Here is a 25,216-nt window from a genome sequence, read left to right on the forward strand (position 1 = left end):
GAGGGGACAGCACGGAAGGGACGGGGCGCGGGCAGGAGGAACCCTGGCCCCTGCGCGGGACGTTCCCCCCACACCACCGGTACGGTCGACCCGCACACCCGTCAGCACACAGCAGGAGCCTTCCGATGACCACCGCCATGTCCCGCCGTAGCGACCGGAGGATCAGTCCGGTCTTCATCGGCATCGTCGCCGTCATGGCGGTCACGGGATGGGCCACCTGGACCGGCTTCGCCGAGCAGCCCGGGATCGCCGTCTTCCTCTTCGTGACCTCCGCGTGGATCGTCTCCCTCTGTCTGCACGAGTACGCGCACGCGCGCACGGCGCTGCACAGCGGGGACATCTCGATCGGCGCGAAGGGCTACCTGACGCTCAACCCGCTGAAGTACACGCACGCGCTGCTGAGCATCGTGCTCCCCGTCCTGTTCCTGATCATGGGCGGGATCGGTCTGCCGGGCGGCGCGGTGTTCATCGAGCGCGGCCGGATCCGGGGCCGGTGGAAGCACAGCCTGATCTCGGCGGCGGGCCCGCTGACGAACGTGGCCTTCGCCGTGGTCTGCACGGCGCCCTTCTGGCTGGGTGCCATGGACACCGTGCCGTTCCCCTTCCGGTTCGCGCTGGCGTTCCTGGCGCTGCTCCAGGTCACGGCGGCGATCCTGAACTTCCTGCCGGTGCCGGGCCTGGACGGCTACGGGGTGATCGAGCCCTGGCTGTCGTACAAGGTGCGCCGCCAGCTGGAGCCGCTGGCGCCGTTCGGGCTGATCCTGGTGTTCGCGATCCTGTGGATCCCGGAGGTGAACGGCGCGTTCTTCGGCGCGGTCGACGCGATCCTGCGCGTCCTCGGGATCAGCGAGCTGGAGTCCTACTGCGGTCACAGCCTGTACCGCTTCTGGCAGGAGGACGGCTTCTGCGCCGTGCCCCAGTGAGCTCCCCGGCTCAGCCCTGGGCCGCGGTCCTGCGCGCCTTCGCCTGGCGTACGTAGTACCAGGCCATGTTGGACGACAGGCCCGCGAGCAGCACCCACACGATGCCGAGCCAGCTGCCCTCGACGAAGGAGACCACGGCCGCGGCCACGGAGAGCAGGCAGACGACGAGGGCGTACAGGGCGAGGCGGGGCATGGGGGTCGGCTCCTATCGGCATCGTCCCCACGGGACGGTCGGACGGGTGTTACGGCGTCCAGTGTCCCCCATGCCCCGGTTCGCCTCGCACGAGGTGTCTACACGTCGGTCAGCCGCAGCCCCGCGTGGGCCTTGTACCGCCGGTTCACCGAGATGAGGTTGGCGACCAGGGACTCGACCTGGTGGGCGCCTCGCAGCCGGCCCGCGAAGATGCCGCGCATGCCGGGGATGCGGTTCGCCAGCGCCTGCACGGTCTCGACGTCGGCGCGGGCCTCGCCGAGGACCATCACGTCCGTGTCGATCCGCTCGATCTCCGGGTCCTGGAGGAGGACGGCGGAGAGGTGGTGGAAGGCGGCCGTGACCCGGGAGTCCGGCAGCAGCGCGGCGGCCTGCTCGGCGGCGCTGCCCTCCTCGGGCTTCAGCGCGTACGCGCCCTTCTTGTCGAAGCCGAGCGGATTGACGCAGTCGACGACGAGCTTGCCCGCCAGGTCGGCACGGAGGGACTCGAGGGTCGGGCCGTGCCCCTCCCACGGCACCGCCACGATCACGATGTCGCTGCGGCGCGCGGTCTCGCCGTTGTCGGCGCCCTCGACGCCGTGCCCGAGCTCCCGCGCCGCCTCCTGTGCCCGCTCGGCGGCCCGGGAGCCGATGATCACCTTCTGCCCCGCCCGGGCGAGCCGGTACGCGAGGCCCTTGCCCTGCGGCCCGGTGCCGCCGAGCACGCCGACGACGAGGCCGGACACGTCGGGCAGGTCCCAGGGGTCCTTGGCGGGGGCCTTGGCGGGCCGCTGTGCGGCGGCGCCACTGGTGTCGTCGTTGCCGGCGGTGGGGGTGCTGTCGGTAGAGGTCATGCGCCGACTCTACGGGTGCGGACCATGACACCGAGGGGCCGGTTCAGCCGAACGCGCCCGCCGGGATCCGGCGGAACGTGATCGTCTCGTACGCGCCGAAGTCACCCGTCTCGTACAGCAGGCCGACCGTGCCGTCGTCGGCGCGGACGAGGTCCGAGTAGGCGGCGGGCAGCCCGTCCACGGTGTGGGCCGGCCGCCAGGTGGTGCCGTGGTCGGTGCTGGCGCGGACCGTCATCAAGGCGCGGGCGCCGGGGTCGGCGGGCCCGGCGAACAGCAGCACGTCCGGGTCGCGGAGCTGGAGGAGGCTGCCCTCGACGACGGGGCCGGTCAGGCCCGCCTGCGGCCGGAAGGGCTTGACCAGGCTCTCGCCGCCGTCCTCGGAGTACGCGTCGGCGCGGGTGCCCGGGGACCGGGAGTCGGTGCGGGTGTTGAAGTAGACGCGCCCGTCGGGGAGCTCGGCCGCCGTGGTCTCGTTCGCGTTGACGTAGCCGTCGGTGTCGTCGTCGACGTACCCGATGCGCCAGGTCTCGCCGCGGTCGTCGCTGAGCAGGCAGTGGCCGCCGTCGTACCGGCCCTCGCCGGGATCGTCCCCGTCGGCGGGCGGCACGGAGTGGTTGGCGGGCACGACGATCCGGCCGGTGCCGAGCTGGAGGGCGTGGCCGGGGGTGGTGGCGTACCAGCGCCACTCCGGCCGCTTGGTGTCCTCGGTGATGTCCCGCGGGGCGGACCAGGTGGCCCCCTCGTCGTCGCTGTGCTGCACCCAGACGCGGCGCCCGTCCGCGGCGCTCACCTCGCCGCGGCGGATGGCGGCCTCGGAGGCGGCGGCCGCGTTGCGCACGTGGACGAGCAGGACGCGGCCGGTGTCGAGGACGACGGGGGCGGGGTTGCCCGCGAGGCCGTCGCCGTTCGCCGCGGCGACCTGGAGCGGGCCCCAGGTGCGGCCGCCGTCCGTGGAGCGCTTCAGCACGATGTCGATGTGCCCGGCGTCACTGGCGGACTCCACCCGTCCTTCGCAGAAGGCGAGCAGGGCGCCGGACCGCGCGGCGACGACGGCCGGGATGCGGAAGCTGGCGTACCCCTCCCGGCCCGCACGGAAGGGGACGCTGGTCTCGATCTCGGTCATGCCGCTCTCCTCGGGGTTGCTCATGGTTGCTCGGATGCCCGGGCACGCTCGGGGATGGCCGGGCACGCTCGGGAGTGCCCGGGCTCGCTCGGGGCTTCCGGGTCAGGAGGCCCCTGTGCCCCGGCCGGGCGAACTCGCGGTGAACTCCGGGTCACGAGTGCCGGGTTGGGGCAGGATGCGTCCCCATGGATGCCGTACGGGTCACCCTGATGCGTGACGTGCTCGCCGGGACCGAGTGGCCGGCGGCCACCCGGCGTTTCGCGGGGGCGCTCCGCGGGTCCGTGGCCTCCTACGGCGGCGGGCTGCTGCTGGTGGGTACGCCGGAGTACGAGCCGTGGCACCTGGCCGCGCACCTGGTCGACGAGGCCGCGTGGGCGGGCACACCGGAGCTCGTGCCGACGCTCGTGCGGCACGGGGCGCGCCCTTCCGACCCCGCGCACCTCGCGGTGGGGCTGGGCCGTGTGACGGCCGCCCGGCGGGGCGAGACGCTGCTCGTGGTGTCGCCGTCCGCGCCGGGCGAGGTGCTGCTGGAGCGGGTGCGCGACGCCCGGCGGGCCGGTGCGACGGTGCTCGCGCTCGGCACCGGCGACCGGGAGCTGGACCCGATGGCGCACGAGTGCCTGACGGTGCCCCCGGACGCCGGCCTGGACCTGGACACGGCCCAGCACCTGGTGAGCGCGGCGGCGGGCGAGAACTCCCTCCCCGCCCCCCGACGGGGCCGCAACCGCCTGCGGGACCGCCTGTCCCGCCTGGCCGACCAGCTGACGTCCCCGCCGCCTGACCACTGGTAGCACCGGCCCGGGTCCCCGGAGCGCCCGGCTCCCGCCCCCTCAGTCCCGGTCGTCCGTCCGGTCGCCGTCGCGCCAGCGGGGGTCCGTCTCCCAGTCCTCGGTGCGCTCGCGGGCGGTGTCGATCGCGCGGGCGGCCTCACCGGGGGACGCGTAGGGGCCCAGGCGGTCCTTGGCCGGGCACTCCGGGCCCTCCTCGACCTTCTTGTGCACCAGGCAGTAGTACCACTCGCCCGGTTTGCCAGCCGAGCGCTTCCTGAACAGGGGCATGGTCACCGCTCCTCTCACCACGTCGCCACGGAACATCGTCCCCCGCACCCGCTGGTTAAACTCGCAGACATGTCTGGCCAGTCACTGCTCGCACCGGGGAAGCTCTCCCCCGCCCGTACCGTCCCCGGGAACATCCGCAGGCCCGAGTACGTGGGCAAGCCCGCTCCCACGCCGTACACCGGACCGGAGGTGCAGACCCCGGAGACGATCGAGGCGATGCGGACCGCCGGGCGGATCGCCGCGCAGGCGATGGCCGAGGCGGCGAAGATCATCGCCCCCGGGGTGACGACGGACGAGCTCGACCGGGTCGCCCACGAGTACATGTGCGACCACGGCGCCTACCCCTCCACGCTCGGCTACCGGAACTTCCCCAAGTCGCTGTGCACCTCGGTCAACGAGGTCATCTGCCACGGCATCCCCGACTCCACGGTGCTGCGCGACGGCGACATCATCAATCTCGACGTGACCGCGTACATCGGCGGCGTGCACGGCGACAACAACGCCACCTACCTCGTCGGCGACGTCGACGAGGAGTCCCGGCTGCTCGTGGAACGCACCCGCGAGTCCCTGAACCGCGCGATCAAGGCGGTCAGGCCGGGCCGGCAGATCAACGTCATCGGTCGCGTCATCGAGTCGTACGCCAAGCGCTTCGGGTACGGGGTGGTGCGGGACTTCACGGGCCACGGCATCAACTCGTCGTTCCACTCGGGCCTGATCATCCCGCACTACGACAGCCCGCACGCCACGACCGTGATGCAGCCCGGGATGACCTTCACCATCGAGCCGATGCTCACCCTCGGCACCCACGAGTACGACATGTGGGACGACGGCTGGACGGTCGTGACCAAGGACCGGAAGCGCACGGCCCAGTTCGAGCACACGCTGGTCGTGACGGACACGGGGGCGGACATCCTCACGCTGCCCTAGCACCGTCCCCGGCCGGACGACGAGCCCGCTCTCCTTGAGGAGAGCGGGCTTTTCCCGTGTGGCGGCGATCGGCCTCGGGTAGCGTCTTTTTTACCGACAGGACGTCGGGAAGGCGTTGACTTAGGTAAGCCTAACCATGGAAGATGCCGAGTGGCTCTCGTCGCTCCTTCCGGCCCCGGAGGCCCCTCATGAACCTGGACACACCCGTCACCGCGTTCTCGACCCTCATCCGCACCGCGTCCCACGAGCAGCACACGGAGGCGGAGACATCCACGTTCATGAGCGACCTGCTCGGCGGCAGACTGGGCGTGGACGCGTACACCCGCTACACGGAGCAGCTGTATTTCGTGTACGCGGCGCTGGAGAGCGGGGCGCGTGAGCTGGCCGGCGATCCGGTCGCGGGGCCGTTCGTCCAGCCCGAGCTGATGCGCCTCGCCGCGCTGGAGCGGGACCTGGAGCACCTGCGGGGACCCGGCTGGCGGTCGACGCTGGCCGCACTGCCGGCGACGCGGGCGTACGCCGACCGGGTCGCCGAGTGCGCGCGCACCTGGCCCGGCGGGTACGTCGCCCACCACTACACCCGCTACCTGGGCGACCTCTCCGGCGGCCAGATCATCCGCGACCGGGCGGAACGGACCTGGGGCTTCGCCAGGAAGGGCGACGGCGTCCGGTTCTACGTCTTCGAGGACATCGCCAACCCGGCCGCGTTCAAGCGGGCCTACCGCGAGCTGCTCGACCGGGTGCCCGCCGACGACCTGGAGAAGCAGCGGATCGTCACGGAGTGCAGGCAGGCGTTCGCGCTGAACACCGCCGTGTTCCGGGCGCTGGGCGAGGAGTTCCCGCTCAGCGCCTGAGCGGCCGCCGCTCCAGCAGCACCCTGCCGCCGACCTCCACCCGGCCGCCGGGCTGCGGTGCGGTCAGGATCTGGGAGCCCGCGCCCTGGACGATGTTCAGGGCGCGGCCCAGCCGGGCGGTGAGCAGCAGGGCCGCGGCACCCGTCGCCTCGTCCTCGTCCATCCCGTCGTCGCGCCCCGGGAAGGCACGGGCGCGGACCCGCCCGGCCGCCTCGTCCTCCCACGCCCACGCATAGATCCTCCCCCACTGCCCGAAAGGCGTGGGAGGTGCCCCCACCCCCGGCGGCGGCACCTGCAACGCGTCCACCTCCGCCGCCGAGGCGTACCGGCGCAGGGTGCGCGGGGGCGCCCACTCCGGGCGGGCCTCGATCCAGGTGAACTCGCCGTCCAGCCGGGCGCCGACGACTCCGGCGGGCGTGACCAGTTCGGGCACGTCGAGCAGCCAGGCCGCACCCACGCAGGGGTGCCCCGCGAAGGGCAGCCGTGACGTGGGGGTGTAGATGTCGATGACCCCGCGCTCGGGGTCGTCGACGAACACCGTCTCGCTGAAGCCGAGTTTCGCCGCGAACTCCTGCCGGTCGGCGGGGTCCGGGAGCGTCGAGCCCTCCCGGACGACACCCAGTTCGTTGCCGTGTCCGGCACGGGGGCCGCAGAAGACCCGCACCACGTCGTAGTCAGTCACCCGCGCATTCAACACCAATCGCGACACCACCTGTCAGGAAGCCGAATGACCGTACCGGACAAGCCGGCCGACCCCGTCGGGCCGGACTTCTCCGCGCTCAGCGGCGGCGAGCGGGCCCGGGCCGCGCCGGCCCGGGTGCCGGCCCAGCGGGCGCCGCTGCTGCTGCTCGACGAGCCGACCGCCGCGCTGGACCTGCGCCACCAGGAGCTGGTGCTGCGGGTGTGCCGGGAACGGGCGCGCGCCGGGGACGCGGTGGTCGTCGTCCTGCACGACCTGGGACTCGCGGCGGCGTACGCGCACCGGGTGGCGGCACTGCACGGCGGCCGGGTCGCCGCCGAGGGCCCGCCCGATCGGGTGTTCACGGACGGGCTGCTGTCCGAGGTGTACCGGCAGCCGGTGGAGGTGTTCCCGCACCCCCGCACCGGCGAGGTCTCATCGCGCCGAGACGCGACCTGGGTGACAGCTGAGGTTGTAGAGGTTGTGAAGGTTGTCGAAGCTGTCGAGGTCACTGCGGCCACCGAGGTCACGGTGCGGCCGCGGTACCCGGTCCCGCCACTCGCGCCCCTTCCGCCACCGGTAGGGTTCGCCTCCGGGAAGGGGAAGGTGAAGGAACCTGATGAGCAGGGATCGCGGGGTTCTCAGCGGGCGGTTCGGGCGGTTCGCCGCGGTGACCGCGTCGGTGGCCGTGCTGTCGGTGACGGCGAGCGGCTGCGTGGTCGTGCACGGCGAGCGGGAGATCGTCCCGACGGCGACGCGGGCCGAGGCCGCCCGCGCGCTGAAGGACTTCGCCACCGCGTACAACGAGGCGGACAAGGAGTTCGACCGCTCCCTGGACGCGGACCGGGTGGCCGGCGCGCTCGCCGAGATCGACGGCGCGAAGCTGGAGGCGGGCGGCGAGAACCACCCGGACGGCAACCCGTCCCACTCGCCGCTGGAACTGACGGACGCCGAGTACACCATCCCGGAGAAGGCGGGCTGGCCGCGCTGGTTCGTCGCCGACACGGCCGCCAACAAGGGCGCGCGCGACACCCGTTGGCTACTGGTGTTCACGCGGGCGAGCGCCGACGACGTGTGGGCGGTGTCGTACCTGACGATCCTGAACGCCGACGACGTCCCCGAGTTCGATAAGGACGAGGACGGCAACGCGCAGCCGGTCACGGCCGACGACGCGGAGCTGGCGGTGGCCCCGGAGAAGCTCGGGGAGGAGTACGCGACGTACCTGAAGGCCACGGACGAGAGCGATGACGAGGGCGGGACCTTCGCGCCCGGGAAGCACACCTCGACGTGGCGGGCGGACCGGAAGAAGAGCGCGGAGAAGCCGGGGCTCGTCCGGCAGTACATCGACGAGCCGCTGACCGACGGCGCGTACGCCCCGGTGGGCCTGCGGACGAAGGACGGCGGGGCGCTGGTCTTCTTCGCCACGCGCCACTTCGAGAAGCAGACCGCCGCGCCGGGCTACGACCTCCCCGTCGCGGACGCGAACGTACGGGCGCTGCTGACCGGCGACGTGAAGTCGTCACTGACGCTGGAGCACGTCTCCAACCAGGCGGTCCTCGACCCGGCGCGGACGGCGTCGGACCAGCAGGTACGGTTCCTGAGCCGGGTGGACGGCCTCACGGGCGCGAAGGGCGAGTGACGGGGCGGACGTGCCCCGACCCGGTCAGCCGCGCAGCGGCCACGCCGCCGAGGCGTGGTCCGCGTCCTCCGCGTACCGGGCGCTCGCGTCGGTGAGGATCTCCAGCAGGCTCAGCGGGTCCGGCAGCGGGTGCTCGGGCCCGCGCACCCAGTGGACGGAGAGGTCGCCCGGGAGCCGGGCCGGGGGGACGAGGACGTAACTGCCGCGGCAGTGCCAGCGCAGTCCCGGGTGCTCGTCCATCGTCTCGGGGTGGCAGTCCAGTTCGCAGGGCCACCACTCGTCCTCGTCCTCGGGGGTGCCGCGGGTGAGGGTGAAGAACAGCATCCGGCCGTCGTCGGACTCGGCGACCGGTCCGACCTCGATACCGGCGGCGAGCAGCCGCTCCAGCGCCTCGCGCCCGGCCTCCACGGGCACGTCGAGGACGTCGTGCACCATGCCGGTCGCGGTGATGAAGTTGGCCTGGGGCTGGTGGCGGACCCACCGTTCGACCTGGGCGCGGTCGGTCGTGGACTGCGTCTGCCAGGCGAAGGAGACGGGGTGGCGCGCGGGGGTGGGACAGCCGACGCGGTCGCAGGAACAGCGGTAGCCGGCGGGATGCGCGGCCGGTGCGAGCGGCAGTCCCGCGGCGGCGGCGGCGAGCAGCAGGGCCTCTCGCCCGCCGTCGCCACTGTCCTCCTTCGGACGGCGACCGCGGAGCCACTGGGAGATCCTGCCCTGCCCGCCGGAGCGGCGGCCGAACTCAGCGCTCATCTGTCCCCTCGCCTCGGTGTGGTGCGGACAGCATGCCTCATGCTCCCACCATCCTGCGCTCCGGGTGACCCGGGACCGCCCCCGGGATGGGTGGGACGGCTCCGGTTCCGGCCCGCCTCCCGGCGACCAACACGCGTTTACGGCGGCTTTGACGGTATTTGCCGCACCGTCGCGGGTATCCACGGTCACCTTGGTCACACCCGTCGCACACCGGTCGCACGGAGGCACAGGGCGGTCGCACAGAGTGGTACACGGCCGGGGTTCAGCGGGGCGCCAGCCCGTTCAGCGCGTAGTCGACGAGGGTGTCCGTGTACGCGTGCGAGAGCGGACCGCTGCGCTGGAGCCAGCGCTGGGCGAGCGGGGCGACGAAGAGTTCGAGCGCGATGCGCGGATCGATCCCGGGCCGTACCTCACCGGCCTCCTGCGCCGCCTCCAACCGCCGGACGTACAACTGCAGTTGGGGTTCGAGCAGCCGGGAGACGAACTCGCTGCTGATCTTCTCGTTGACGACGCCCTCGGCGGCCAGGGCCCGGTAGGGCGCCTGGAACTGCTCGTCGAGCAGTTCGTCGACGGTCGCCCGCAGCACGTCCTTGAGGTCGGCCGCGAGGTCCCCGGTGTCCGGGATCGCGTACTCCTCGCCGGCCGCCGCGGCGGCCTCGGCGGCCTGTCCGCTCAGGTCGAGGAACGCCTCCAGCAGCACGTCGGCCTTGGAGGGCCACCACCGGTAGATAGTCTGCTTGCCGACCCCGGCACGGGCGGCGATGCCCTCGACCGTCGTCCTGGGGTACCCGACCTCCGCGACGAGGGCGAGGGCGGCGGCGTAGATCGCCCGGCGGGACTTCTCGCTGCGCCGGGTGGAGTCGGGGGCGGACTTCTGGGCCATACGCCTCAATTTATCAGGTTGACAAGACGGCACGTCTCGCCCGACTCCGGGGGTCATTATCCGAGACGAGACGTCTCGTTTGATCTCAACACGACACAACAGGTGAAGGAGGAACACCATGGCCCGGAACGGATCCGGGAACATGCCGGGAGTGGGCGGTACGCGCAGCGGCCTCGGCCGCAAGGCCCTGTGCGGCGGAGGCCGCAACGGCCACCTCGGCGGCGGTCAGGACCCCGCGGCCCAGAAACGCGAACTGCTGCGCAAGCTGCGGGAGCAACGCGGCGAGGGCAGAGCCGACGGGGACGGGGACGGCGACCGCCGCTGACCGCCTGCCGCCTGCCGCCTGCCGCCTGCCGCCTGCCGCCTGCCGCCTGCCGCCTGCCGCCTGCACCGTACGTCCGGCTACGCGTCCGCCGGCGGCCAGGCGTCGCCCCAGTCCGCGTCGCGGGCCGACCGGTACAGCGGTCCGTGGCGCTTGGTGACCGTGCTGCGGCTCAGCGACGGCTCCGTCTCGCACAGGTCCAGGAGCACCTGGCCCTTGCGGATCTGCGGCCTGCGCACGATGCGGGACGCGGCCGGGGCGGGCGGGAAGCGGGTGGCTGCGACGTAGGCGAACTTCTCGTCCTCGTACGCGAGGGAGCCGCCCTTGACCTGGCGGTGCAGTGAGGAACGGCTCACCCGCGCGGAGAAGTGGCACCAGTCCTCGCCGGGCGCTATCGGGCAGGCCGCGCTGTGCGGGCAGGGCGCCGCCACCCGGAAGCCGGCGCCGATGAGCCGGTCACGGGCCTCGATGACGCGCGCATAGCCGTCCGGGGTGCCCGGCTCCACGATCACGACCGCCCGGCCCGCGGCCGCGGCGGCGTCCACGACGGAGGCGCGGTCGGCGTCGGTCAGCTCCTTGAGGACGTACGAGACGGTGACGAGATCGGGGGAGCCCCCTTCGCCGCCGAGATCCAGCGCCGCCCCGATCCGGGCCCGCTGCCACTCGACGCCCCGCAGGCCGGGGTGGGCGGCGGCGATCTCCCGGCCCAGCGCGAGCGCGGGTTCCGCCCAGTCGAGCACGGTCACCGGCCGCCGGCCCGCCCAGGTGGCGGCACCGGCCCAGACGGCCGCGCCGGTGCCGCCCCCGATGTCCACGTGACTGCCCGGCGCCCAGTCCGGTGCGGCGTCCGCGAGGGCGCCGAGCGCCGAGCGCACCGCCTCGAACGTCGCCGGCATCCGGTACGCGGCGTAGGCGACCACGTCGGAGCGGTCCCGCAGCACGGGCGCGTCCGTCGGGGTCCGGCCCCGGTAGTTGGCGATCAGCCGCTCGACCGCCTGCGCGGCCGTCCTCGGCGGCAGCCCGTCGAGCAGCCCGGCCAGGGCGTTGCGCAGGATCTCGGCGGTCTCGGCCGCGTCGGGGCCACTGGCCGTAGCGGGGCCGCCGGCCGCATCGAGGCCACTGGCCGACTGCGGACCGCCGGCCGGCTCGTGGCTCTCGGCTGGGGAAACGGGGGGTGTCACCTCCCGATTCTCTCAGCTTCCGCGCACCGCCCGCGCCAGCCGTGTCGCCGCCGCCGCGCGCGGCCCGTGCTCGGGGACCGGCCGCCGCCGGGGGTGCACCGCGTTCGCCAGCAGCACCAGGAACGTGTCCGTCGCCGGGTCCAGGACCAGCGACGTCCCCGTGAACCCGGTGTGGCCCGCCGCGCCGCGCCCCGCCAGCTCGCCCATGAACCGCGGCCGGTCGAGCAGGAACCCGAGGCCCGGCGGGGTGAGCATCAGCTGCACGTGGCCGGGGCCGAGGATGCGGGCCCCGCCGTACGAGCCGCCGGAGAGCAGCGCCCGGCAGAACACCGCGAGGTCGCGGGCCGTGCCGAACAGGCCCGCGTGACCGGCCACCCCGCCGAGCGCCCACGCGTTCTCGTCGTGCACCTCGCCGCGCAGCATGCCGCGGTCCGCCTTGGCCCACGGCCGCCGCTGGTCCTCCGTGGCCGCCGCGCCCGGGCAGGGCCCGAAGCCGGTGGCCGTCATGCCCAGCGGGCGGGTGATGCCGTCCCGGACGAGGACGTCCAGCGTGCGGCCGGTGAGGCGCTCCAGGAGGTGCTGGAGCAGCAGCATGTTCAGGTCCGAGTAGCGGTACGCGGTGCCCGGCCGGGTCAGCGGTGCCTCGGCCCGCAGACGGGCGAGCCGGGCCGACGCCGTCGGGCAGTCGTACAGGGGCAGTTCGGGGCGGAGCCCGGAGGTGTGGGTGAGGAGCTGCCGTACGGTGACGCCGTGCTCGGCGGCCGCGCGGAAGTCCGGCAGGTACGTCCCCACCCGGCCGTCGAGCCGGAGCGTGCCGCGCTCCACCTGCTGCACGGCCGCGACCGCCGTGAACAGCTTGGTGAGCGAGGCCAGGTCGAACGGGGTGCCGACGGTGACCGGCACGCGTTCGTCCGGCGGCAGCTCGACGCCCCGGCCCGTCGTCTCGTCGTACGACGCGTACCGGACCGCCCAGCCCGTCGCCTCCTCGGCCGCCACGACCGGGCCGCGTCCGGCGATCACGACGGCGCCCGCCGCCCACGGGCGCCGCCCCTCCGTGCCGGCCCGCACCTCGGTCGCGAGTTCCCGCAGGTGACCCGGGTCGAGTCCAGCCCGTTCCGGGGCACCGGGGCGCAGTCTCGGTGCGCTCAGCTGTCGGCTCCTCCCAGTGCCGCGCGGTCCCTCCAGGGACGGCACAATGCCACGAAGCAGGCCGCGGCGACCAGCACGGCGGCCAGTTGGACGACGGCCATCGGGACGGCCGTGTCCTCGCCCGCGACGCCGACCAGCGGCGAGGCGATCGCGCCGATGAGGAACGAGGACGTGCCGAGCAGCGCGGACGCGGAACCGGCGGCGTGCCGCACCCGCAGCAGGGCGAGGGTCTGCATGTTGGGCAGGGTGACGCCCATCGCCGACATCAGCACGAACAGCGCGACGGACACCGGGACGAGGCCCGCCTCGCCGAACACGCCCGTGGTCATCAGCAGCAGCGCGACCGCGGCCGCCGTGACGACGCCGAGCCCGACGGTGAGCACCCGCTCCAGGCTGACCCGGCCGACGAGGATCCGGCCGTTGACCTGCCCGGCGATCACCAGCCCGATCGAGTTGACGCCGAACAGCAGGCTGTACGTCTGCGGGGAGGCCCCGAACACCGACTGCACCACGAACGGGGAGGCGGCCACGTACGCGAACAGCGTGGCGAAGGTGAACCCGCCCGCGAGCATGTACCCGGTGAAGACCCGGTCGGCGAGCAGTCCCCGCATCGCGTGCAGGGTCTCGCGCACACCGCCCGCGTGCCGTTCGGCGGGTGCGAGCGTCTCCGGCAGCCTGGCCCAGACGACGGCGGTGAGCGCGATGCCCAAGCCGACGAGGACGACGAACACGCCCCGCCAGTCCGTCACCCGCAGCACCTGCCCGCCGAGCACGGGCGCGACGATCGGCGCGACACCGGAGACGAGCATGAGGGTGGAGAAGAAGCGGGCCATCTCCATGCCGTCGTACAGGTCCCGGACGACGGCCCGGGCGATCACGATCCCGGCCGCTCCCGCGAGCCCCTGGACCAGCCGGAACGCGACCAGCGTCTCGACGGTCGGGGCGACGGCGCACAGCGCGGTGGCGACGACGTAGACGGCCATCCCGGCGAGCAGCGGCCGCCGGCGCCCCCACCGGTCGCTCATCGGCCCGACGACGAGCTGCCCGAGCGCCATGCCCAGCAGGCAGGCGGTCAGGGTGAGCTGCACGGTCGCGGCGGGCGCGCTCAGCGCCTCGGTGACCTCCGGCAGGGCCGGGAGGTACATGTCCATCGCGAGCGGGGGCGTGGCGGTCAGCCCGCCGAGGACGAGGGTGACGAGGAGTCCGGTGCGGCGGAGGGAGCCGATGTCTCGCCCGCCGCCCACCACGGGTCCGGCGGCCGCCGCCTCCGGTATGTGCCTCTCCTGGCCTGCCTGGTCCCGCGTGGTACGGCCACGCTCGGACATGTGCCCCTCCCTCTGTGATCGGTTCGCACCTATGCTCTCAGTTCGAACGATGTGATCGGTCACGACTCTTTCAGGGGTGGGCATGGGCGGCGGGGCGGTCGGCGAACGCGTGCGGTGGGGAATCCTGGCGACCGGAGGGATCGCCGCCACGTTCACGGCGGACCTGGTCGACCTGCCGGACGCGGAGGTCGTGGCCGTGGCCTCGCGCCGCGCGGACTCGGCCGAGGCATTCGCCGAACGGTTCGGGATAGCGCGGGCGTACGGCGACTGGGCCTCCCTCGCCGCCGACGAGGACGTGGACGTGGTGTACGTCGCCACCCCGCACTCGGCCCACCGGGCGGCGGCCGGACTGTGCCTGGAGGGCGGCCGGCACGTCCTCCTGGAGAAGCCGTTCACGCTGAACGCGCGCGAGGCGGAGGAACTGGTCGGGCTCGCCCGGCGGCACGACCGCTTTCTGATGGAGGCCATGTGGATGCACTGCAACCCGCTGGTCCGCCGCCTGGCCGGCCTGGTCCGGGACGGCGCGATCGGTGAAGTACGGACCCTGCAGGCGGACTTCGGGCTCGCGGGCTCGTTCCCTCCCTCGCACCGCCTGCGCGACCCGGCGCAGGGCGGCGGCGCGCTGCTCGACCTCGGTGTCTACCCGGTGTCGTTCGCGCATCTGCTGCTCGGTGAGCCCGCGGACGTGACGGCGCGCGCGACGCTCTCCGACGAGGGCGTCGACCTCCAGACGGGCGCGCTGCTGTCCTGGGACAACGGCGCCCTCGCCCAGCTGCACTGCTCCATCGTCGGCTCCACGTCCACGTCCGCGTACATCACGGGCTCGAAGGGCCGCATCGACGTGCCGTACGGCTTCTTCTTCCCGGACCACTTCGTGCTGCACCGCGACGGCCGGGAGCCGGAGACGTTCAAGGCGGACCCGGCCGCCGGCCCGCGCAACAGCCTCAAGCACGAGGCGCTGGAGGTCATGCGCGCGTTGCGGGCCGGCGAGACCGAGTCCCCGCTCGTTCCCCTGGACGGCACCCTCGCCGTGATGCGGACGCTCGACGCGATACGGTCGCGCATCGGTGTCCGGTATCCCGGCGAGTGACGGGGGCGGTGCGGGGGGCGGGCGTCAGGCCGGTTCGAGCCCCGGGTTCCCCGCCTCGGTGACGAACGACGCCGCGGTGCCGATCGGCGCGCCGGGCGTCGTCACCGCGGGCAGCGTCCTGAAGTCGGCGCGGGCGGCGTCCTCGCCGAGCGCGACCGTCACATAGCCGCGCCGCCCGTTGTAGAACCGCATGTGCGGGTTGGCGGTCATGTACGTGTCCCAGTTGGCCGGCCTGTCGGAGCCGTCGCGGCCGCTGCTGATCGACGTGGCGACGAGCTCGGTGCCGACCGTGCGGGAGTCCTGGTCGGCAGCGTCGAAGTCTCGCTTGAGGTCGAAGGCGTACCCGACGTGGACGTCACCGGTGAGGACCATCAGGTTCTCGACCCCGGCGGCCTCGGCACCGGCCAGGACCCGCTCCCGGGAGGCGGGGTAGCCGTCCCAGGAGTCCATGGACAGCTTGTAGTCCTCCCCGGTGGCGTTGCGCCGCCGGGCGAAGGTGACCTGCTGCGGCACGACGTTCCACACCGCCCGCGAGCTCGCCCAGCCGTCCAGCAGCCAGCGCTCCTGCGTGGCCCCGGTCATGGTGCGCGAGGGGTCCTCCGACTCCGGGCCCGGAGTCTGCCAGCCGTCGCCGTACGCCTGGTCGGAGCGGTACTGGCGGGTGTCGAGGATGTCGAACTGCGCGAGCCGACCCCAGTGCAGGCGGCGGTACAGCCGCATGTCGGACCCGTCGGGGCGCTGCGGGCGGCGCAGCGGCTGGTTCTCGAAGTACGCGCGGTACGCGGCGGCGCGGCGCAGCAGGAACTCCTCCGGCGGCACCGAGTTCTCGGGGACGTCGCCCGCGTAGTTGTTCTCGGTCTCGTGGTCGTCCCAGGTGACGACGAAGGGGTGCGCGGCGTGCGCGGCCCGCAGGTCGGGGTCGGTCTTGTAGAGGGCGTACCGCAGGCGGTAGTCCTCCAGGGTGACCGTCTCGCGGTTGAAGTGGTCGGGCAGGACGCGGTCGGTGTAGTTGCGGTACCCGCCCACCGAGTTGACGGCGTACTCGTACAGGTAGTCCCCGAGGTGGAAGACCACGTCCACGTCTTCCTGCGCCAGGTGCCGGTACGCCGTGAAGTACCCGTCGTGGTACGCCTGGCAGGAGACGGCCGCGAGGGTCAGGGCGGGGGCGCGGTCGCCGCGGGCGGGGGCGGTGCGGGTACGGCCGGTGTCGCTGGTCCAGCGCCCGGTGCGGAAGCGGTAGAAGTACACGCGCCCGGCGGCCAGGCCCGGTACCTCGACGTGGACGGTGTGGTGGTACTCGGGATGGGCTTGGGCGGTCCCGCGTCTCACCACCCGCCGGAAGCGCTCGTCGAGGGCGACCTCCCACTGCACGGTGATCCGCCGCGCGGGCAGCCCGCCGTCCGCCTGGTACGGCACCGGGGCGAGCCGTGTCCACAGCAGCACGGAGTCGGGCAGCGGGTCGCCGGAGGCCACGCCGAGCGTGAACGGGTCCTCGGCGATCCGGGCCGCGTCCAGTTCGGCGGCGCTCGCGGCACCGGCGGCCGGCAGGTTCACCGAGAAGGCGAGCGCGGCGGCGGCACCGGTGGTGGTGAGGAAACCGCGGCGCCCGAAGTGGCGGGCGACGGCGCGGAGTTCGGAGTCGTGGCGCGAGGAGGTGGGCGTGGTGGTGGGAGTGATGGGGGTGGTGTGCGGCTGAAGTGCAGTCGCGGGTGTCGCGGGTGTCATCCGGCCTTCCCCTGACGGTTGGTGTACGTCGATTGGAATGGCCGGGATCGACACCCGGCTGACACGTACACAACAGTCAGATGACCGCCGTGTGAGTTCCGTGAGCCGGGACCGGGAGGGCTGCCGCACGGCGGGGCGCGGCCACCCGATCGGCCGCGTGGGACGGTCGCGCGGGTGTGGTCGGTGGGACGGTAGAACCGTAGGACCGTAGCAACACGCACCGGAGTTCCACACGACCCTGATCGGCCCTTCTCAGTTCCTCTCAGTTCCTCTCAGTTCCTCTCAGATTCTGGAGTCACCGTGACCCCTTACGACCGACGTGACCTCGGACTGCTGCTGCTCCGTCTCGGCACAGGCGGCGTACTGGCGGCGCACGGCGCGCAGAAGCTCTTCGGCTGGTTCGGCGGGCACGGCCTCGAGGGCACGAGCGGCTGGATGGAGTCCATCGGGTACGCGCCGGGCAGGGCGAGCGCGATGGCCGCGGGGCTGGCGGAGACGGGCGGCGGCACGCTGCTCGCGCTGGGCCTCGCCACGCCCGCCGCCGGTGCGGCCGCCGCGGGGGCGATGGCGGGCGCGGCCGCGGTGCACACACCGAACGGGTTCTTCGCCCAGGAGGGCGGTTACGAGTACGCGGCGGCGCTCGGCCTGACCTCCGCGGGCCTCGCGGTCACGGGCCCCGGCCGGCTCTCCCTGGACCACGCCTTCCGGCACGTCCTCAACCGCGGCTGGATGGTCCCGGTGGCCCTCGCGGGCACGGCGGCGGCCACGGCGCTGGTCGTGGGGGCGCGGAGCAGGCGGGTGCGGTCGCAGAAGGCGGAGCAGCAGCAGGCGCCGTTCGACTGAGAGCCGGGCCATGGCAGGCTGCGGGCATGAGCGATCACCACGAGCAGCCCGGCCTCTGGGAGTCGGTGGCCCGCCTCCGCTCCTGGCTGGACGCGGGTCACCCCGCCAGCAGCCGGGACGACACTCAGTCGGCCCTCCTCCTCCGCGTCCTGAAACTGTCGGAGGAGGTCGGCGAGGTCGCCCAGGCGGTGATCGGCGCGACCGGCCAGAACCCGCGCAAGGGCACCACCCACTCCTGGGACGACGTGGGCTCCGAACTGTGCGACGTGGTGATCACGGCCCTGGTGGCCCTGCACACCCTGACTCCGGACGCCCGCGAGGTCTTCACGGCCCGCCTGGCGGAGGTGGTGGAACGCTCGGCCGCCACCTCCCCCTGAGGATCACAGGGCACCCTTGCGCCACTCCCGGGAGAGCAGATACCCGAGGTACGCACCACCGATCGCCATGGTCCAGATGCCGACGGGCAGGTCCTCGAAGACGGGGGCGTGCTGGGCGGCGAGGTCGGCGACGACCAGCAGCAAGGCACCCATGAGCGCGGACAGGGCCAGGTGGGGACCGGTTCCCCGGGTGATCCGCCGGGCGATCTGCGGTGCGGTGAGCGCGATGAACGCGATGGGCCCGGCGGCGGTGACCGCACCGGCGGACAGGGCGACGGAGAGCACGATGGCCCAGGTGTACGTCCGCCTGGCGGGGGCACCCAGCGCCGCCGCCGTGGTCTCCCCCATCTCCGCCATGCCCAACGGCCGTGACAGCAGGACCGCCGGAGGCACGCAGAGGAGCAGGACCACGCCGATGGTCGCCGCGTCCTCCCACGAGCGTGCGGTCAGGCTGCCGTTCAGATAGGCGCTGAGCACCGTGGCCTGGTCGCGCTCGATCGCGTACACGATGTACTGGATGAACGCGTTGGCCATCGCGGACACCGCCACACCGGCGATGACGAACCGCGTGGGGTTGCGGAAGCCCGTTCCCGTCGAGACGTAGACGACGCCCATGGCCGCCACCGCGCCGAGGAGCGCGCCCAGGGCCACGGGCACGCTGCCGGGGAACAGCAGGGCGACGAGCGCGGCGCCGGCCCCCGCGCCCGGCGCGATGCCGATGACGTCGGGACTGCCGAGCGGGTTGCGCGTCACGGACTGGAAGAGGGCCCCGGACAGCCCGAAGGCCGCGCCCGCGGCGACGGCCACGACGAGCCGCGGTCCCCGCAGCCGGTCGATGACGAAGGCGTCGACGCCGGTGGCGTTCCCGGCGAGGGCCGACGGCAGGTCGGCCAGGCCGATGCCCAGCCGCCCGGCCGTGAGCGTGGCGACACAGGCGAGGGCGAGGAGCAGCAGCAGACCGGCGCCGACGTACAGCACACGCACCTGCGCGCGCAGGACGACCGACGGCCCGAGCCGGAGGAGCGCCCAGCGCGTGGCGGGCCGCTCACGGGACCGCACGGCACGGGCTGCGGAACGAGGACTCTTCACTTCGGACTCTTCACTTCGTGGCTCTCATCCTGCGCACGGCGAGCAGCAGGGCGGGGGCTCCGGCGAACGCGGTCACGACACCGACCATGAGTTCCTGCGGCCGCACCAGCACACGCCCGACCACGTCCGCCAGCAGGAGCAGAACCGCACCGAGCAGCGCGGCGAAGACGACCTGGCGCCGCATGTCGATCCCGACGAGCGCCCGGACCAGATGAGGAACCGCGAGACCGACGAAGACGATCGGCCCCGCGGCCGCGGTCGCGCCCGCGCTCAGCACGACCGCCGTCAGCAGCCCGACGGCCCGCACCCGGGCCGGACTGGCGCCGAGGGCGGCGGCGGAGTCCTCCCCCAGCGCCATGGCGTCGAGCGCCCTGCCCAGCAGCAGCGCGACGACGAGCCCCACGGCGATCAGGGGCAGCACGGTCCATACCGCCTCGAAGTTGCGCCCGGTCAGCGCGCCGACGACCCAGTAGCGGTAACTGTCGAAGGTCCGCGGGCTGCTGAGCGTCACCGCCTGGATGAAGGCACTGAGCACCGCGGTGAGCACGGCCCCGCCCAGCACCAGCCGGGCCGGACTGGCCCCGGCGCCCCTCCCGCCCAGGAGGTGGACGAACGCCCCGGCGAGCAGCGCCCCGGGCAGCGCCCACAGCAGCAACTGCATCTGCCCCGAGGCGCCCAGGAACGCACTGGCCGCGACCACACTGGCGGCGGCCCCGGTGTTGATGCCCATCAGCCCGGGCTCGGCCAGCGGGTTGCGGGTGACCGCCTGCATGAGCACGCCGGCCACGGCGAGCCCGGCCCCGACGAGCAGCCCGAGCACGGTACGGGGATAGCGGCTCTCCACCACGACCGTGGCATACGCGTCCCCGCGCCCGAGGACGGCCTCCCAGACCTCACCGGGCGGGATGTTCTTGTTGCCGACCATGACGCTGACGAAACAGACGAGCACGAGGACCGCCACCGCGCCCAGGGCGATGACGGCCGTCCGCGCTCGGGAGTGCACCCGCATACTGTCGCCGACCTGTACCTGACTGACCTGTGCCTGACCTGTCGTCGCTCCTCGTCGGCTACTTGCCGGCCTTCTCGATGGCCTTGTCGATGATCGGCAGGTAGCGCTCGATGCTGTACGGCACGGTCAGCGGGTTGAGCATGGAGGACGCCGTGACGAAGGAGTAGTCGTCGCTGTAGACGAGGGCGCCCTTCTTGACGGCGGGCATGGCCGCGTACAGCGGCTGGGCCTCGATCTCCTTGCGCGTCTTCTCGTCGGTGTAGAAGGTGAAGAGGAGATCGCTGTCGTTGAGCTTGTCGGCGTTCTCGAGTCCGATGAGGGAGGAGTCGGTGCCCTCGGTCTCCTCGAAGGTGTCGACGACGGGGTCCACCTTCAGCCCGAGCGACTTCACCATCTCGACGCGCTGCTCGGTGGAGCTGAAGACGCCGAGCGTGCCCGGTCCCGAGGTGTAGATGTACGAGAACTGGTAGTTCGCGTAGTCGGGCCGGGTCTTGGCCGCGTCGGCGAGCTGCTTCTTGATGTCCGCGATGAGCTTGTCGGCCTGCTCGGGCTCCCCGACGGCCTTCGCCACGATCTCGATCTGCTGGTCCCAGTCGGTGCTCCACGCCTGGTCCGGGTAGGCGACGGTCGGGGCGATGTCCTTCAGCACGTCGTACTGCTTCTGCGTGATGCCGGACCACGGGGCGAGGATGAGGTCGGGCGCGAGCTCGGTGATCGCCTCGATGTCGAGCTGCTCGCCGCCGGCGAACTGCTCGGGCAGCTCGTCGCCCTTCTCCTCCACGGCCTCCTTGATCCAGGGGAGGTAGCCGGAGTCGTCGCTGCCCCACGCGTACTCCTCCACGCCGACCGGCGTGTGGCCCAGCGCGATGGCCGTCTCGGCGGAACCCTGCCCGAGGGTGACGATCCGCTCGGGCGCCTTCTCGATGGTGGCGGTGCCCAGCGCGCTCTTGATGGAGACGGGGAAGGCGCCGCCGGCGTCACCGCCGGCGGACGAGGTACCGCTCTCCTCCCCGCCACCACAGGCACTCACCGCCAGCATCACGGAAGCGATCGCCACGGCGGCGAGAGCGCGACGCGGCCTCCGGCCGGATGCGTTGAGCATGGGTTTCCTTCCCCCTGGACAAGCCGAGCACGACGAAGGGTTGGCGGCGACCGGCGTACGGAGACGGCCTCCACCAACCCAGTTAGGTAACCCTAACCTATCTGTCGCGCGGAGTCACAGGCTCACCGGGGCACGGGGTCACAGCGCCTCGTCGAGAACGCGCCGCAGCTCCCCGGGCAGCCGCAGCCGCGCCCCGGCGAGCGCCTCGTCGAGCTGCTCGGCACTGCTGACGCCGACGATCGGAACGACGCCCGGCTCCCCGCCGATCAGCCAGGCCAGCACCACCTGGTTCCGGCTGACCCCGAGCTCCCCGGCCACCTTGTCGAGCGCCGCCAGCCGCCGGACCGTACCGGGGTGGTCGTACGCCTCGGGCAGCGCCCGGCCGTCCGGCCGGCTGTAGAACCCGTACAGCAGGGCGGTGTACACCCACAGGCTCAACTCCGGTTCGCTGCCGACGTAGTCGAGCACCTCGTCCGTCACCCACCCGAACCGGTGGTTCTGCCCGGGCACGGGCACGCCGGGCCGGGGCTGGAGGTAGGAGTGCCGGAGCTGCAGCGCGCTGTACCCGGCCCACCCGTTCTCCCGGGCGATCCGCCGCGCCCGCTCCACCCGCCACACCGGATGGTTGGAGCACCCCAGCCGCCCCACGACCCCCTCGGCGGCCAGCGCGCCGAACGCCTCGACGGACTCCTCCAGCGGAACCGTCCGATCCTCCATGTGAGCCCAGAACAGATCGATCCGATCGACACCCAGCCGCCGCAGACTCCCCTCGACTCCGGCCTTGACCGCCGCCGCGGACAGCCCCTCCCGATTGGCCGGCCACTCCCCGCCGTCGACGGGTTCGGCCCCCACCTTGCTGCTGAGGTACACCCGCTCCCGCCGCCCGGGACGACGGGCCAGCCACCGCCCGAGGACCTCCTCGCTCTGCCCGCCGAAACCGCTCGGGTCGGACCAGAAGGAGTAGCAGTCGGCGGTGTCGAGCATGGTCCCACCGGCGTCGACGAACTGGTCGAGCAGACGTAACGACGTGCCGGCGTCCACCTCGGTGCCGAATTTCATGGTTCCCAGGGCGAAGTTCACTTCGGGCATGGCTCGGTCCTTCCAGGGACGGGCAAACGGATGGAAGTGGCAGCGGGACTTGCACACGCGATGCGCCTGCGAAGGCATCGTGACAATTGGAGTGCGCTCAAACGCAAGAGACTTCTGACGCTCGGCCAGATGTACGGCAAACGTCCAGGTCACGAGCGCTCGAGAAAAAATGTCCACCCGGCTGTGAACCCAGTCACGCCCCCTTTCCGGATGATCACTCGTGTGCTTGTGTGTTCGTGGGGCGCGATGTGGCCACGACGCACCTGGAAGGTCGGTGCTGCCCGCCACGGCTCACGTGCCCGGACTCACGGTTTTATCGCGCGCCGCGACACAACCCTGCCCGCCCGAACGCCGTCGTACGGCGCGGGGAACGGGACATCGCCGTCGCCATCGAACGCATGCGGAGACATCTGTGCACTGGAATTGGCACGAAGCCCCGGGACTCGACGAGGAGGAGTTCTTCTCGAACGCCATGAGTTGGCACTTCTCCCCGGAGACCGGATCGCGGTTCTGGCTGGACCGTCTCGAGAGTCTCGGCTTCGACCCCGTCCGGGACGTGCGGACGCACGCCGATCTCGCGCTCTTCCCGAACTTGGCCAACGATCTGCGCGATGTCCCCGTCGAGGACCTCGTGCCCCGGGGGTACGGGGAGTCCGCGGACGTGATCGGCGCGTACGACAGCGGCGGGACCACCGGTTCGCCCAAGCGGGTCGTGCTGCAACGGGACTGGATGCGGCACTCGCTGGCCTGGAAGTCCGCCCGCATGGACGACCTTGGGTTCCCGCGCGGCGCGGACGCGAACTGGCTGACCGTGGCGCCGTCCGGTCCGCACATCTTCGGCAGGCTGATGGCCGAACTTCCCGCGATGCGCGGTGGCGTGGCGTTCACCGTCGACCTGGACCCGCGCTGGGTGCGCCGCTGCCTGGCCGAGGGACGCGCCGAGGAGGCCGACCGGTACGCCGAGCACGTCGTCGACCAGGTCGAGACCGTGCTGGCGAGCCAGCGGATCGGGGTGCTGGTGGCGACTCCGCCGCTGCTGGAGCGCATGGCCGAACGCGAGTCGCTCGTGGAGACCATCAACACGAAGGTCTCCGTGATCATGTGGGGTGGTGCGCACATGGATCCCGACACCCGGCACCTGCTGCGGCACGAGGTGTTCCCCGACGTGGCGCTGCGAGGGCAGTACGGCAGCACCACCATCCTCGGGGGCAGCATGGAGCGCCCCGCCGGGCCTGGCGCGGAGTCCTCGAAGGCCTGCGTGTTCGACTCCTTCTCGCCCTACACGACGTTCTCGGTGGTGGACCCCCACACGCGTGAGGAGGTCGCCGAGGGCGAGCGCGGGCAGGTCGTGATGCACCACGTGAGCAAGGCGATGCTGCTGCCGAACAACCTCGAACGGGACACCGCCACCCGCGTGACCGCCCCGGCGGGCTCGCTCGGCGTCTCGGTCGCCGACGTCGCCCCGGTGGCGTCCTTCGAGAACGCCACGGTGATCGAGGGGGTCTACTGATGACAGCGCCCGTCCTGCTGGACGCCCTGGGCGCCTCGGGGCCGTACCGCACCGAGCGCCGGCACCAGGTGACCGGAGTCGACGGTTCGGCGCTGGCCGAACTCAGCCAGGTGCCGCGGCTGTACGTCGTGCGCACCGTCGCCGCGCTGCGGCGGGCCGAACCGCTGCCCGCCGACGCACGCGAACGGGCGCTGAGGTCGGCTGCGGAGCTCTTCCTGGGCGAGGTCGAGGGGGTGACGCCGGCCGAGCACGAGCGCCGGGTCAGCCTGGCCACCGGTGTCGCGCTGCCCGTGGTGCGCGCGGCTTCCCGGCAACTCGTGCGCAGTGCGCGGCTCGCGGCCGAGTCGGTGGCGGCGGCCCGGCCCGCGGGCTCGGTCGCCGACTGGCGGGACAGGCCCGGCACCGGGGCCGTCTGGGCACGTCGTGGCGAGGTGCTCGCGGTGCACGCCCCGGGGAACCACCCCGCGACCCACACCGAGTGGATCGAAGCGCTGGCTCTCGGCTACCGGATCGCGGTGCGGCCCTCCAACCGGGAACCGTTCACTCCGCACCGGCTGGTCGCGGTGCTGCGGCAGGCCGGGTTCGGACCGGATCAGGTGGTGCTGCTGCCGAGCGGTCACGACGTCGCCGACGAGCTCGTCCGCACCGCCGACCTGTCCCTCGTCTACGGCGGGGACCAGGCGGCCGAGCGCTATGGAGCACGGGCGGACGTGCTGGTGCGGGGGCCCGGCCGCTCCAAGGTGCTGCTGGCCGACGGCCGGCCGCTGGATCACCTGGACGTGCTGGTGGACTCGGTCACCGGGCACGGAGGCACCGCCTGCGTCAACGCCACCGCGGTCTTCGTCGACGGGGACGCCGCCGAGCTGGCCGGCCGGCTGGCCGAACGGCTCGACGGGATACCGGTGCTGGAAGCGCTGGACGAGCGGGCCGTGCTGCCCGTCCACCCGTCGCGGCGCGCCGCGGACCTGGAGGCGTACCTGCACGGCAAGCTCGGCGACGCCCGGCTCGTCACCGAGTCCGCGCTGACCGTGGAACTGCCCTCCGGCGCCGCCGCGCTGCGCCCGGCCGTCATGCTGCTGCGGACCCCGCAGGCCGCCCAGGCCCGCATCGAGCTGCCGTTCCCGTGCGTGTGGGTGGCACCGTGGTCCCCGCAGGACGGCACGGGGCCGCTGCGCGACACACTGACACTGACGGCGATCACCGAGGACGAGGACCTGGTGACGCGGCTGGTGGCCGAACCCTCGATCAGAAACGTGCACGTCGGCGACCACGCCACACACCTGATGGCCCCCGGGCTGCCGCACGACGGGCACCTGGCCGAGTTCCTGATGCGCAGCAAGACGGTGATGCGTACCGGCGCCGCGTCCCTGTGACCAGGCGGGCGCCACGCTGACGACGGGGTCGGTCGGCGCCGCGGACGAGGCCCCGGCCACGGTGGCCGGGGCCGGATCCGCGGGCTCAGCCCGGCGAATAGGTATAGGCTTTGACGCCGTGATCATCCAGCCACAGCAGGATCATCTCCTCC

26 protein-coding genes and 1 pseudogene are annotated in these 25,216 nt (G+C 72.9%); 12 read left to right on the top strand and 15 right to left on the bottom strand.

All coding sequences use genetic code 11. The annotated features are described in order from the left end of the window. Positions 1 to 125: 125 nt before the first annotated feature. The gene (locus IEZ04_RS18725) at positions 126 to 923 is read left to right on the top strand and encodes a site-2 protease family protein (protein ID WP_189218050.1); all 798 of its coding nucleotides are present in this window, start codon (positions 126 to 128) and stop codon (positions 921 to 923) included. A gap of 10 nt (positions 924 to 933) precedes the next feature. On the opposite strand, the gene IEZ04_RS18730 is transcribed toward IEZ04_RS18725, so the two are convergent. The 3 genes from IEZ04_RS18730 to IEZ04_RS18740 form a co-directional block, all read right to left on the bottom strand. Continuing rightward, the gene (locus tag IEZ04_RS18730; RefSeq protein WP_189218051.1) at positions 934 to 1,116 is read right to left on the bottom strand and encodes a hypothetical protein; all 183 of its coding nucleotides are present in this window, start codon (positions 1,114 to 1,116) and stop codon (positions 934 to 936) included. A 98-nt stretch (positions 1,117 to 1,214) separates the two neighbouring features. Beyond that, positions 1,215 to 1,967, bottom strand: coding sequence for an NADPH-dependent F420 reductase (gene npdG, locus IEZ04_RS18735; RefSeq protein WP_189218052.1), 753 nt, complete (start codon positions 1,965 to 1,967; stop codon positions 1,215 to 1,217). A 43-nt stretch (positions 1,968 to 2,010) separates the two neighbouring features. Continuing rightward, positions 2,011 to 3,114, bottom strand: coding sequence for a sialidase family protein (locus tag IEZ04_RS18740; protein WP_373296332.1), 1,104 nt, complete (start codon positions 3,112 to 3,114; stop codon positions 2,011 to 2,013). 161 nt (positions 3,115 to 3,275) lie between these two features. Between IEZ04_RS18740 and IEZ04_RS18745 the strand changes: the two genes are divergently transcribed. Beyond that, the gene (locus tag IEZ04_RS18745) at positions 3,276 to 3,881 is read left to right on the top strand and encodes a hypothetical protein (protein WP_189218053.1); all 606 of its coding nucleotides are present in this window, start codon (positions 3,276 to 3,278) and stop codon (positions 3,879 to 3,881) included. 39 nt (positions 3,882 to 3,920) lie between these two features. Here IEZ04_RS18745 and IEZ04_RS18750 read toward each other — a convergent pair whose 3' ends face one another. Then, positions 3,921 to 4,148 (bottom strand): hypothetical protein, encoded by a 228-nt coding sequence (locus IEZ04_RS18750; RefSeq protein ID WP_189218054.1) that lies wholly within the window; start codon positions 4,146 to 4,148, stop codon positions 3,921 to 3,923. 69 nt (positions 4,149 to 4,217) lie between these two features. Between IEZ04_RS18750 and map the strand changes: the two genes are divergently transcribed. After that, the gene (gene map, locus IEZ04_RS18755) at positions 4,218 to 5,075 is read left to right on the top strand and encodes a type I methionyl aminopeptidase (RefSeq protein WP_189218055.1); all 858 of its coding nucleotides are present in this window, start codon (positions 4,218 to 4,220) and stop codon (positions 5,073 to 5,075) included. A gap of 188 nt (positions 5,076 to 5,263) precedes the next feature. Continuing rightward, positions 5,264 to 5,929 (top strand): biliverdin-producing heme oxygenase, encoded by a 666-nt coding sequence (locus IEZ04_RS18760; RefSeq protein WP_189218056.1) that lies wholly within the window; start codon positions 5,264 to 5,266, stop codon positions 5,927 to 5,929. On the opposite strand, the gene IEZ04_RS18765 is transcribed toward IEZ04_RS18760, so the two are convergent. After that, entirely contained in the window at positions 5,919 to 6,611 is a 693-nt protein-coding gene (locus IEZ04_RS18765; RefSeq protein WP_189218057.1) for a PhzF family phenazine biosynthesis protein, read from the bottom strand. The genes IEZ04_RS18760 and IEZ04_RS18765 overlap by 11 nt on opposite strands. A gap of 45 nt (positions 6,612 to 6,656) precedes the next feature. Between IEZ04_RS18765 and IEZ04_RS18770 the strand changes: the two are divergent. After that, positions 6,657 to 7,078 (top strand): annotated as a pseudogene (locus tag IEZ04_RS18770) (ATP-binding cassette domain-containing protein). A gap of 149 nt (positions 7,079 to 7,227) precedes the next feature. Next, positions 7,228 to 8,247: an SCO2278 family lipoprotein gene (locus IEZ04_RS18775; RefSeq protein ID WP_189218058.1), complete on the top strand. Its 1,020-nt coding sequence runs from the start codon at positions 7,228 to 7,230 to the stop codon at positions 8,245 to 8,247. Positions 8,248 to 8,271: 24 nt separating this feature from the next. Here IEZ04_RS18775 and IEZ04_RS18780 read toward each other — a convergent pair whose 3' ends face one another. Together IEZ04_RS18780 and IEZ04_RS18785 are read right to left on the bottom strand one after the other, a co-directional pair. Further along, complete coding sequence (locus IEZ04_RS18780) at positions 8,272 to 8,997, bottom strand: bifunctional DNA primase/polymerase (RefSeq protein ID WP_189218059.1); 726 nt, start codon at positions 8,995 to 8,997, stop codon at positions 8,272 to 8,274. Between the two features lie 262 nt (positions 8,998 to 9,259). Beyond that, positions 9,260 to 9,880, bottom strand: a complete 621-nt coding sequence (locus IEZ04_RS18785) for a TetR/AcrR family transcriptional regulator (protein WP_189218060.1) — start codon at positions 9,878 to 9,880, stop codon at positions 9,260 to 9,262. Between the two features lie 118 nt (positions 9,881 to 9,998). On the opposite strand from IEZ04_RS18785, the gene IEZ04_RS18790 reads away from it, so the two are divergent. Continuing rightward, entirely contained in the window at positions 9,999 to 10,205 is a 207-nt protein-coding gene (locus IEZ04_RS18790; RefSeq protein WP_189218061.1) for a DUF6243 family protein, read from the top strand. A 77-nt stretch (positions 10,206 to 10,282) separates the two neighbouring features. On the opposite strand, the gene IEZ04_RS18795 is transcribed toward IEZ04_RS18790, so the two are convergent. From IEZ04_RS18795 to IEZ04_RS18805, 3 genes are all read right to left on the bottom strand, one after another. Beyond that, positions 10,283 to 11,257 carry a small ribosomal subunit Rsm22 family protein gene (locus tag IEZ04_RS18795; RefSeq protein WP_189218223.1) on the bottom strand — a complete coding sequence of 325 codons (975 nt, stop codon included), beginning with the start codon at positions 11,255 to 11,257 and terminating at the stop codon, positions 10,283 to 10,285. Between the two features lie 138 nt (positions 11,258 to 11,395). Further along, positions 11,396 to 12,577 (bottom strand): serine hydrolase domain-containing protein, encoded by a 1,182-nt coding sequence (locus IEZ04_RS18800; protein WP_189218062.1) that lies wholly within the window; start codon positions 12,575 to 12,577, stop codon positions 11,396 to 11,398. Then, the gene (locus IEZ04_RS18805; protein WP_189218063.1) at positions 12,529 to 13,857 is read right to left on the bottom strand and encodes a multidrug effflux MFS transporter; all 1,329 of its coding nucleotides are present in this window, start codon (positions 13,855 to 13,857) and stop codon (positions 12,529 to 12,531) included. The genes IEZ04_RS18800 and IEZ04_RS18805 overlap by 49 nt, the downstream gene beginning before the upstream one ends. A gap of 82 nt (positions 13,858 to 13,939) precedes the next feature. Here IEZ04_RS18805 and IEZ04_RS18810 point away from each other — a divergent pair, with 82 nt between their 5' ends. Further along, positions 13,940 to 14,947, top strand: coding sequence for a Gfo/Idh/MocA family protein (locus tag IEZ04_RS18810; RefSeq protein WP_189218064.1), 1,008 nt, complete (start codon positions 13,940 to 13,942; stop codon positions 14,945 to 14,947). Between the two features lie 24 nt (positions 14,948 to 14,971). Here IEZ04_RS18810 and IEZ04_RS18815 read toward each other — a convergent pair whose 3' ends face one another. Further along, entirely contained in the window at positions 14,972 to 16,672 is a 1,701-nt protein-coding gene (locus IEZ04_RS18815; RefSeq protein WP_189218065.1) for an alkaline phosphatase D family protein, read from the bottom strand. Between the two features lie 300 nt (positions 16,673 to 16,972). Between IEZ04_RS18815 and IEZ04_RS18820 the strand changes: the two genes are divergently transcribed. Then, the gene (locus IEZ04_RS18820) at positions 16,973 to 17,515 is read left to right on the top strand and encodes a DoxX family protein (RefSeq protein ID WP_189218066.1); all 543 of its coding nucleotides are present in this window, start codon (positions 16,973 to 16,975) and stop codon (positions 17,513 to 17,515) included. Positions 17,516 to 17,541: 26 nt separating this feature from the next. Continuing rightward, complete coding sequence (locus IEZ04_RS18825) at positions 17,542 to 17,892, top strand: MazG-like family protein (RefSeq protein ID WP_189218067.1); 351 nt, start codon at positions 17,542 to 17,544, stop codon at positions 17,890 to 17,892. A 3-nt stretch (positions 17,893 to 17,895) separates the two neighbouring features. On the opposite strand, the gene IEZ04_RS18830 is transcribed toward IEZ04_RS18825, so the two are convergent. The 4 genes from IEZ04_RS18830 to IEZ04_RS18845 all read right to left on the bottom strand — a co-directional run bounded on the left by IEZ04_RS18830 (position 17,896) and on the right by IEZ04_RS18845 (position 22,181). Continuing rightward, positions 17,896 to 18,888 (bottom strand): FecCD family ABC transporter permease, encoded by a 993-nt coding sequence (locus tag IEZ04_RS18830; RefSeq protein ID WP_229821131.1) that lies wholly within the window; start codon positions 18,886 to 18,888, stop codon positions 17,896 to 17,898. A gap of 103 nt (positions 18,889 to 18,991) precedes the next feature. Then, a complete protein-coding gene (locus IEZ04_RS18835; protein ID WP_189218068.1) occupies positions 18,992 to 19,990 on the bottom strand; it encodes a FecCD family ABC transporter permease in 999 nt (332 codons plus the stop codon). Between the two features lie 58 nt (positions 19,991 to 20,048). Beyond that, positions 20,049 to 21,092, bottom strand: coding sequence for an iron-siderophore ABC transporter substrate-binding protein (locus IEZ04_RS18840; RefSeq protein ID WP_189218069.1), 1,044 nt, complete (start codon positions 21,090 to 21,092; stop codon positions 20,049 to 20,051). A 138-nt stretch (positions 21,093 to 21,230) separates the two neighbouring features. Continuing rightward, entirely contained in the window at positions 21,231 to 22,181 is a 951-nt protein-coding gene (locus IEZ04_RS18845) for an aldo/keto reductase (RefSeq protein WP_189218070.1), read from the bottom strand. A gap of 472 nt (positions 22,182 to 22,653) precedes the next feature. Here IEZ04_RS18845 and IEZ04_RS18850 point away from each other — a divergent pair, with 472 nt between their 5' ends. Beyond that, entirely contained in the window at positions 22,654 to 23,691 is a 1,038-nt protein-coding gene (locus IEZ04_RS18850; protein WP_189218225.1) for an AMP-binding protein, read from the top strand. Further along, complete coding sequence (locus IEZ04_RS18855) at positions 23,691 to 25,064, top strand: aldehyde dehydrogenase family protein (protein WP_189218071.1); 1,374 nt, start codon at positions 23,691 to 23,693, stop codon at positions 25,062 to 25,064. The genes IEZ04_RS18850 and IEZ04_RS18855 overlap by 1 nt, the downstream gene beginning before the upstream one ends. Positions 25,065 to 25,216: the final 152 nt, after the last annotated feature.

Source organism: Streptomyces ruber (assembly GCF_014648075.1).
Taxonomy (GTDB): Bacteria; Actinomycetota; Actinomycetes; order Streptomycetales; family Streptomycetaceae; genus Streptomyces; species Streptomyces ruber.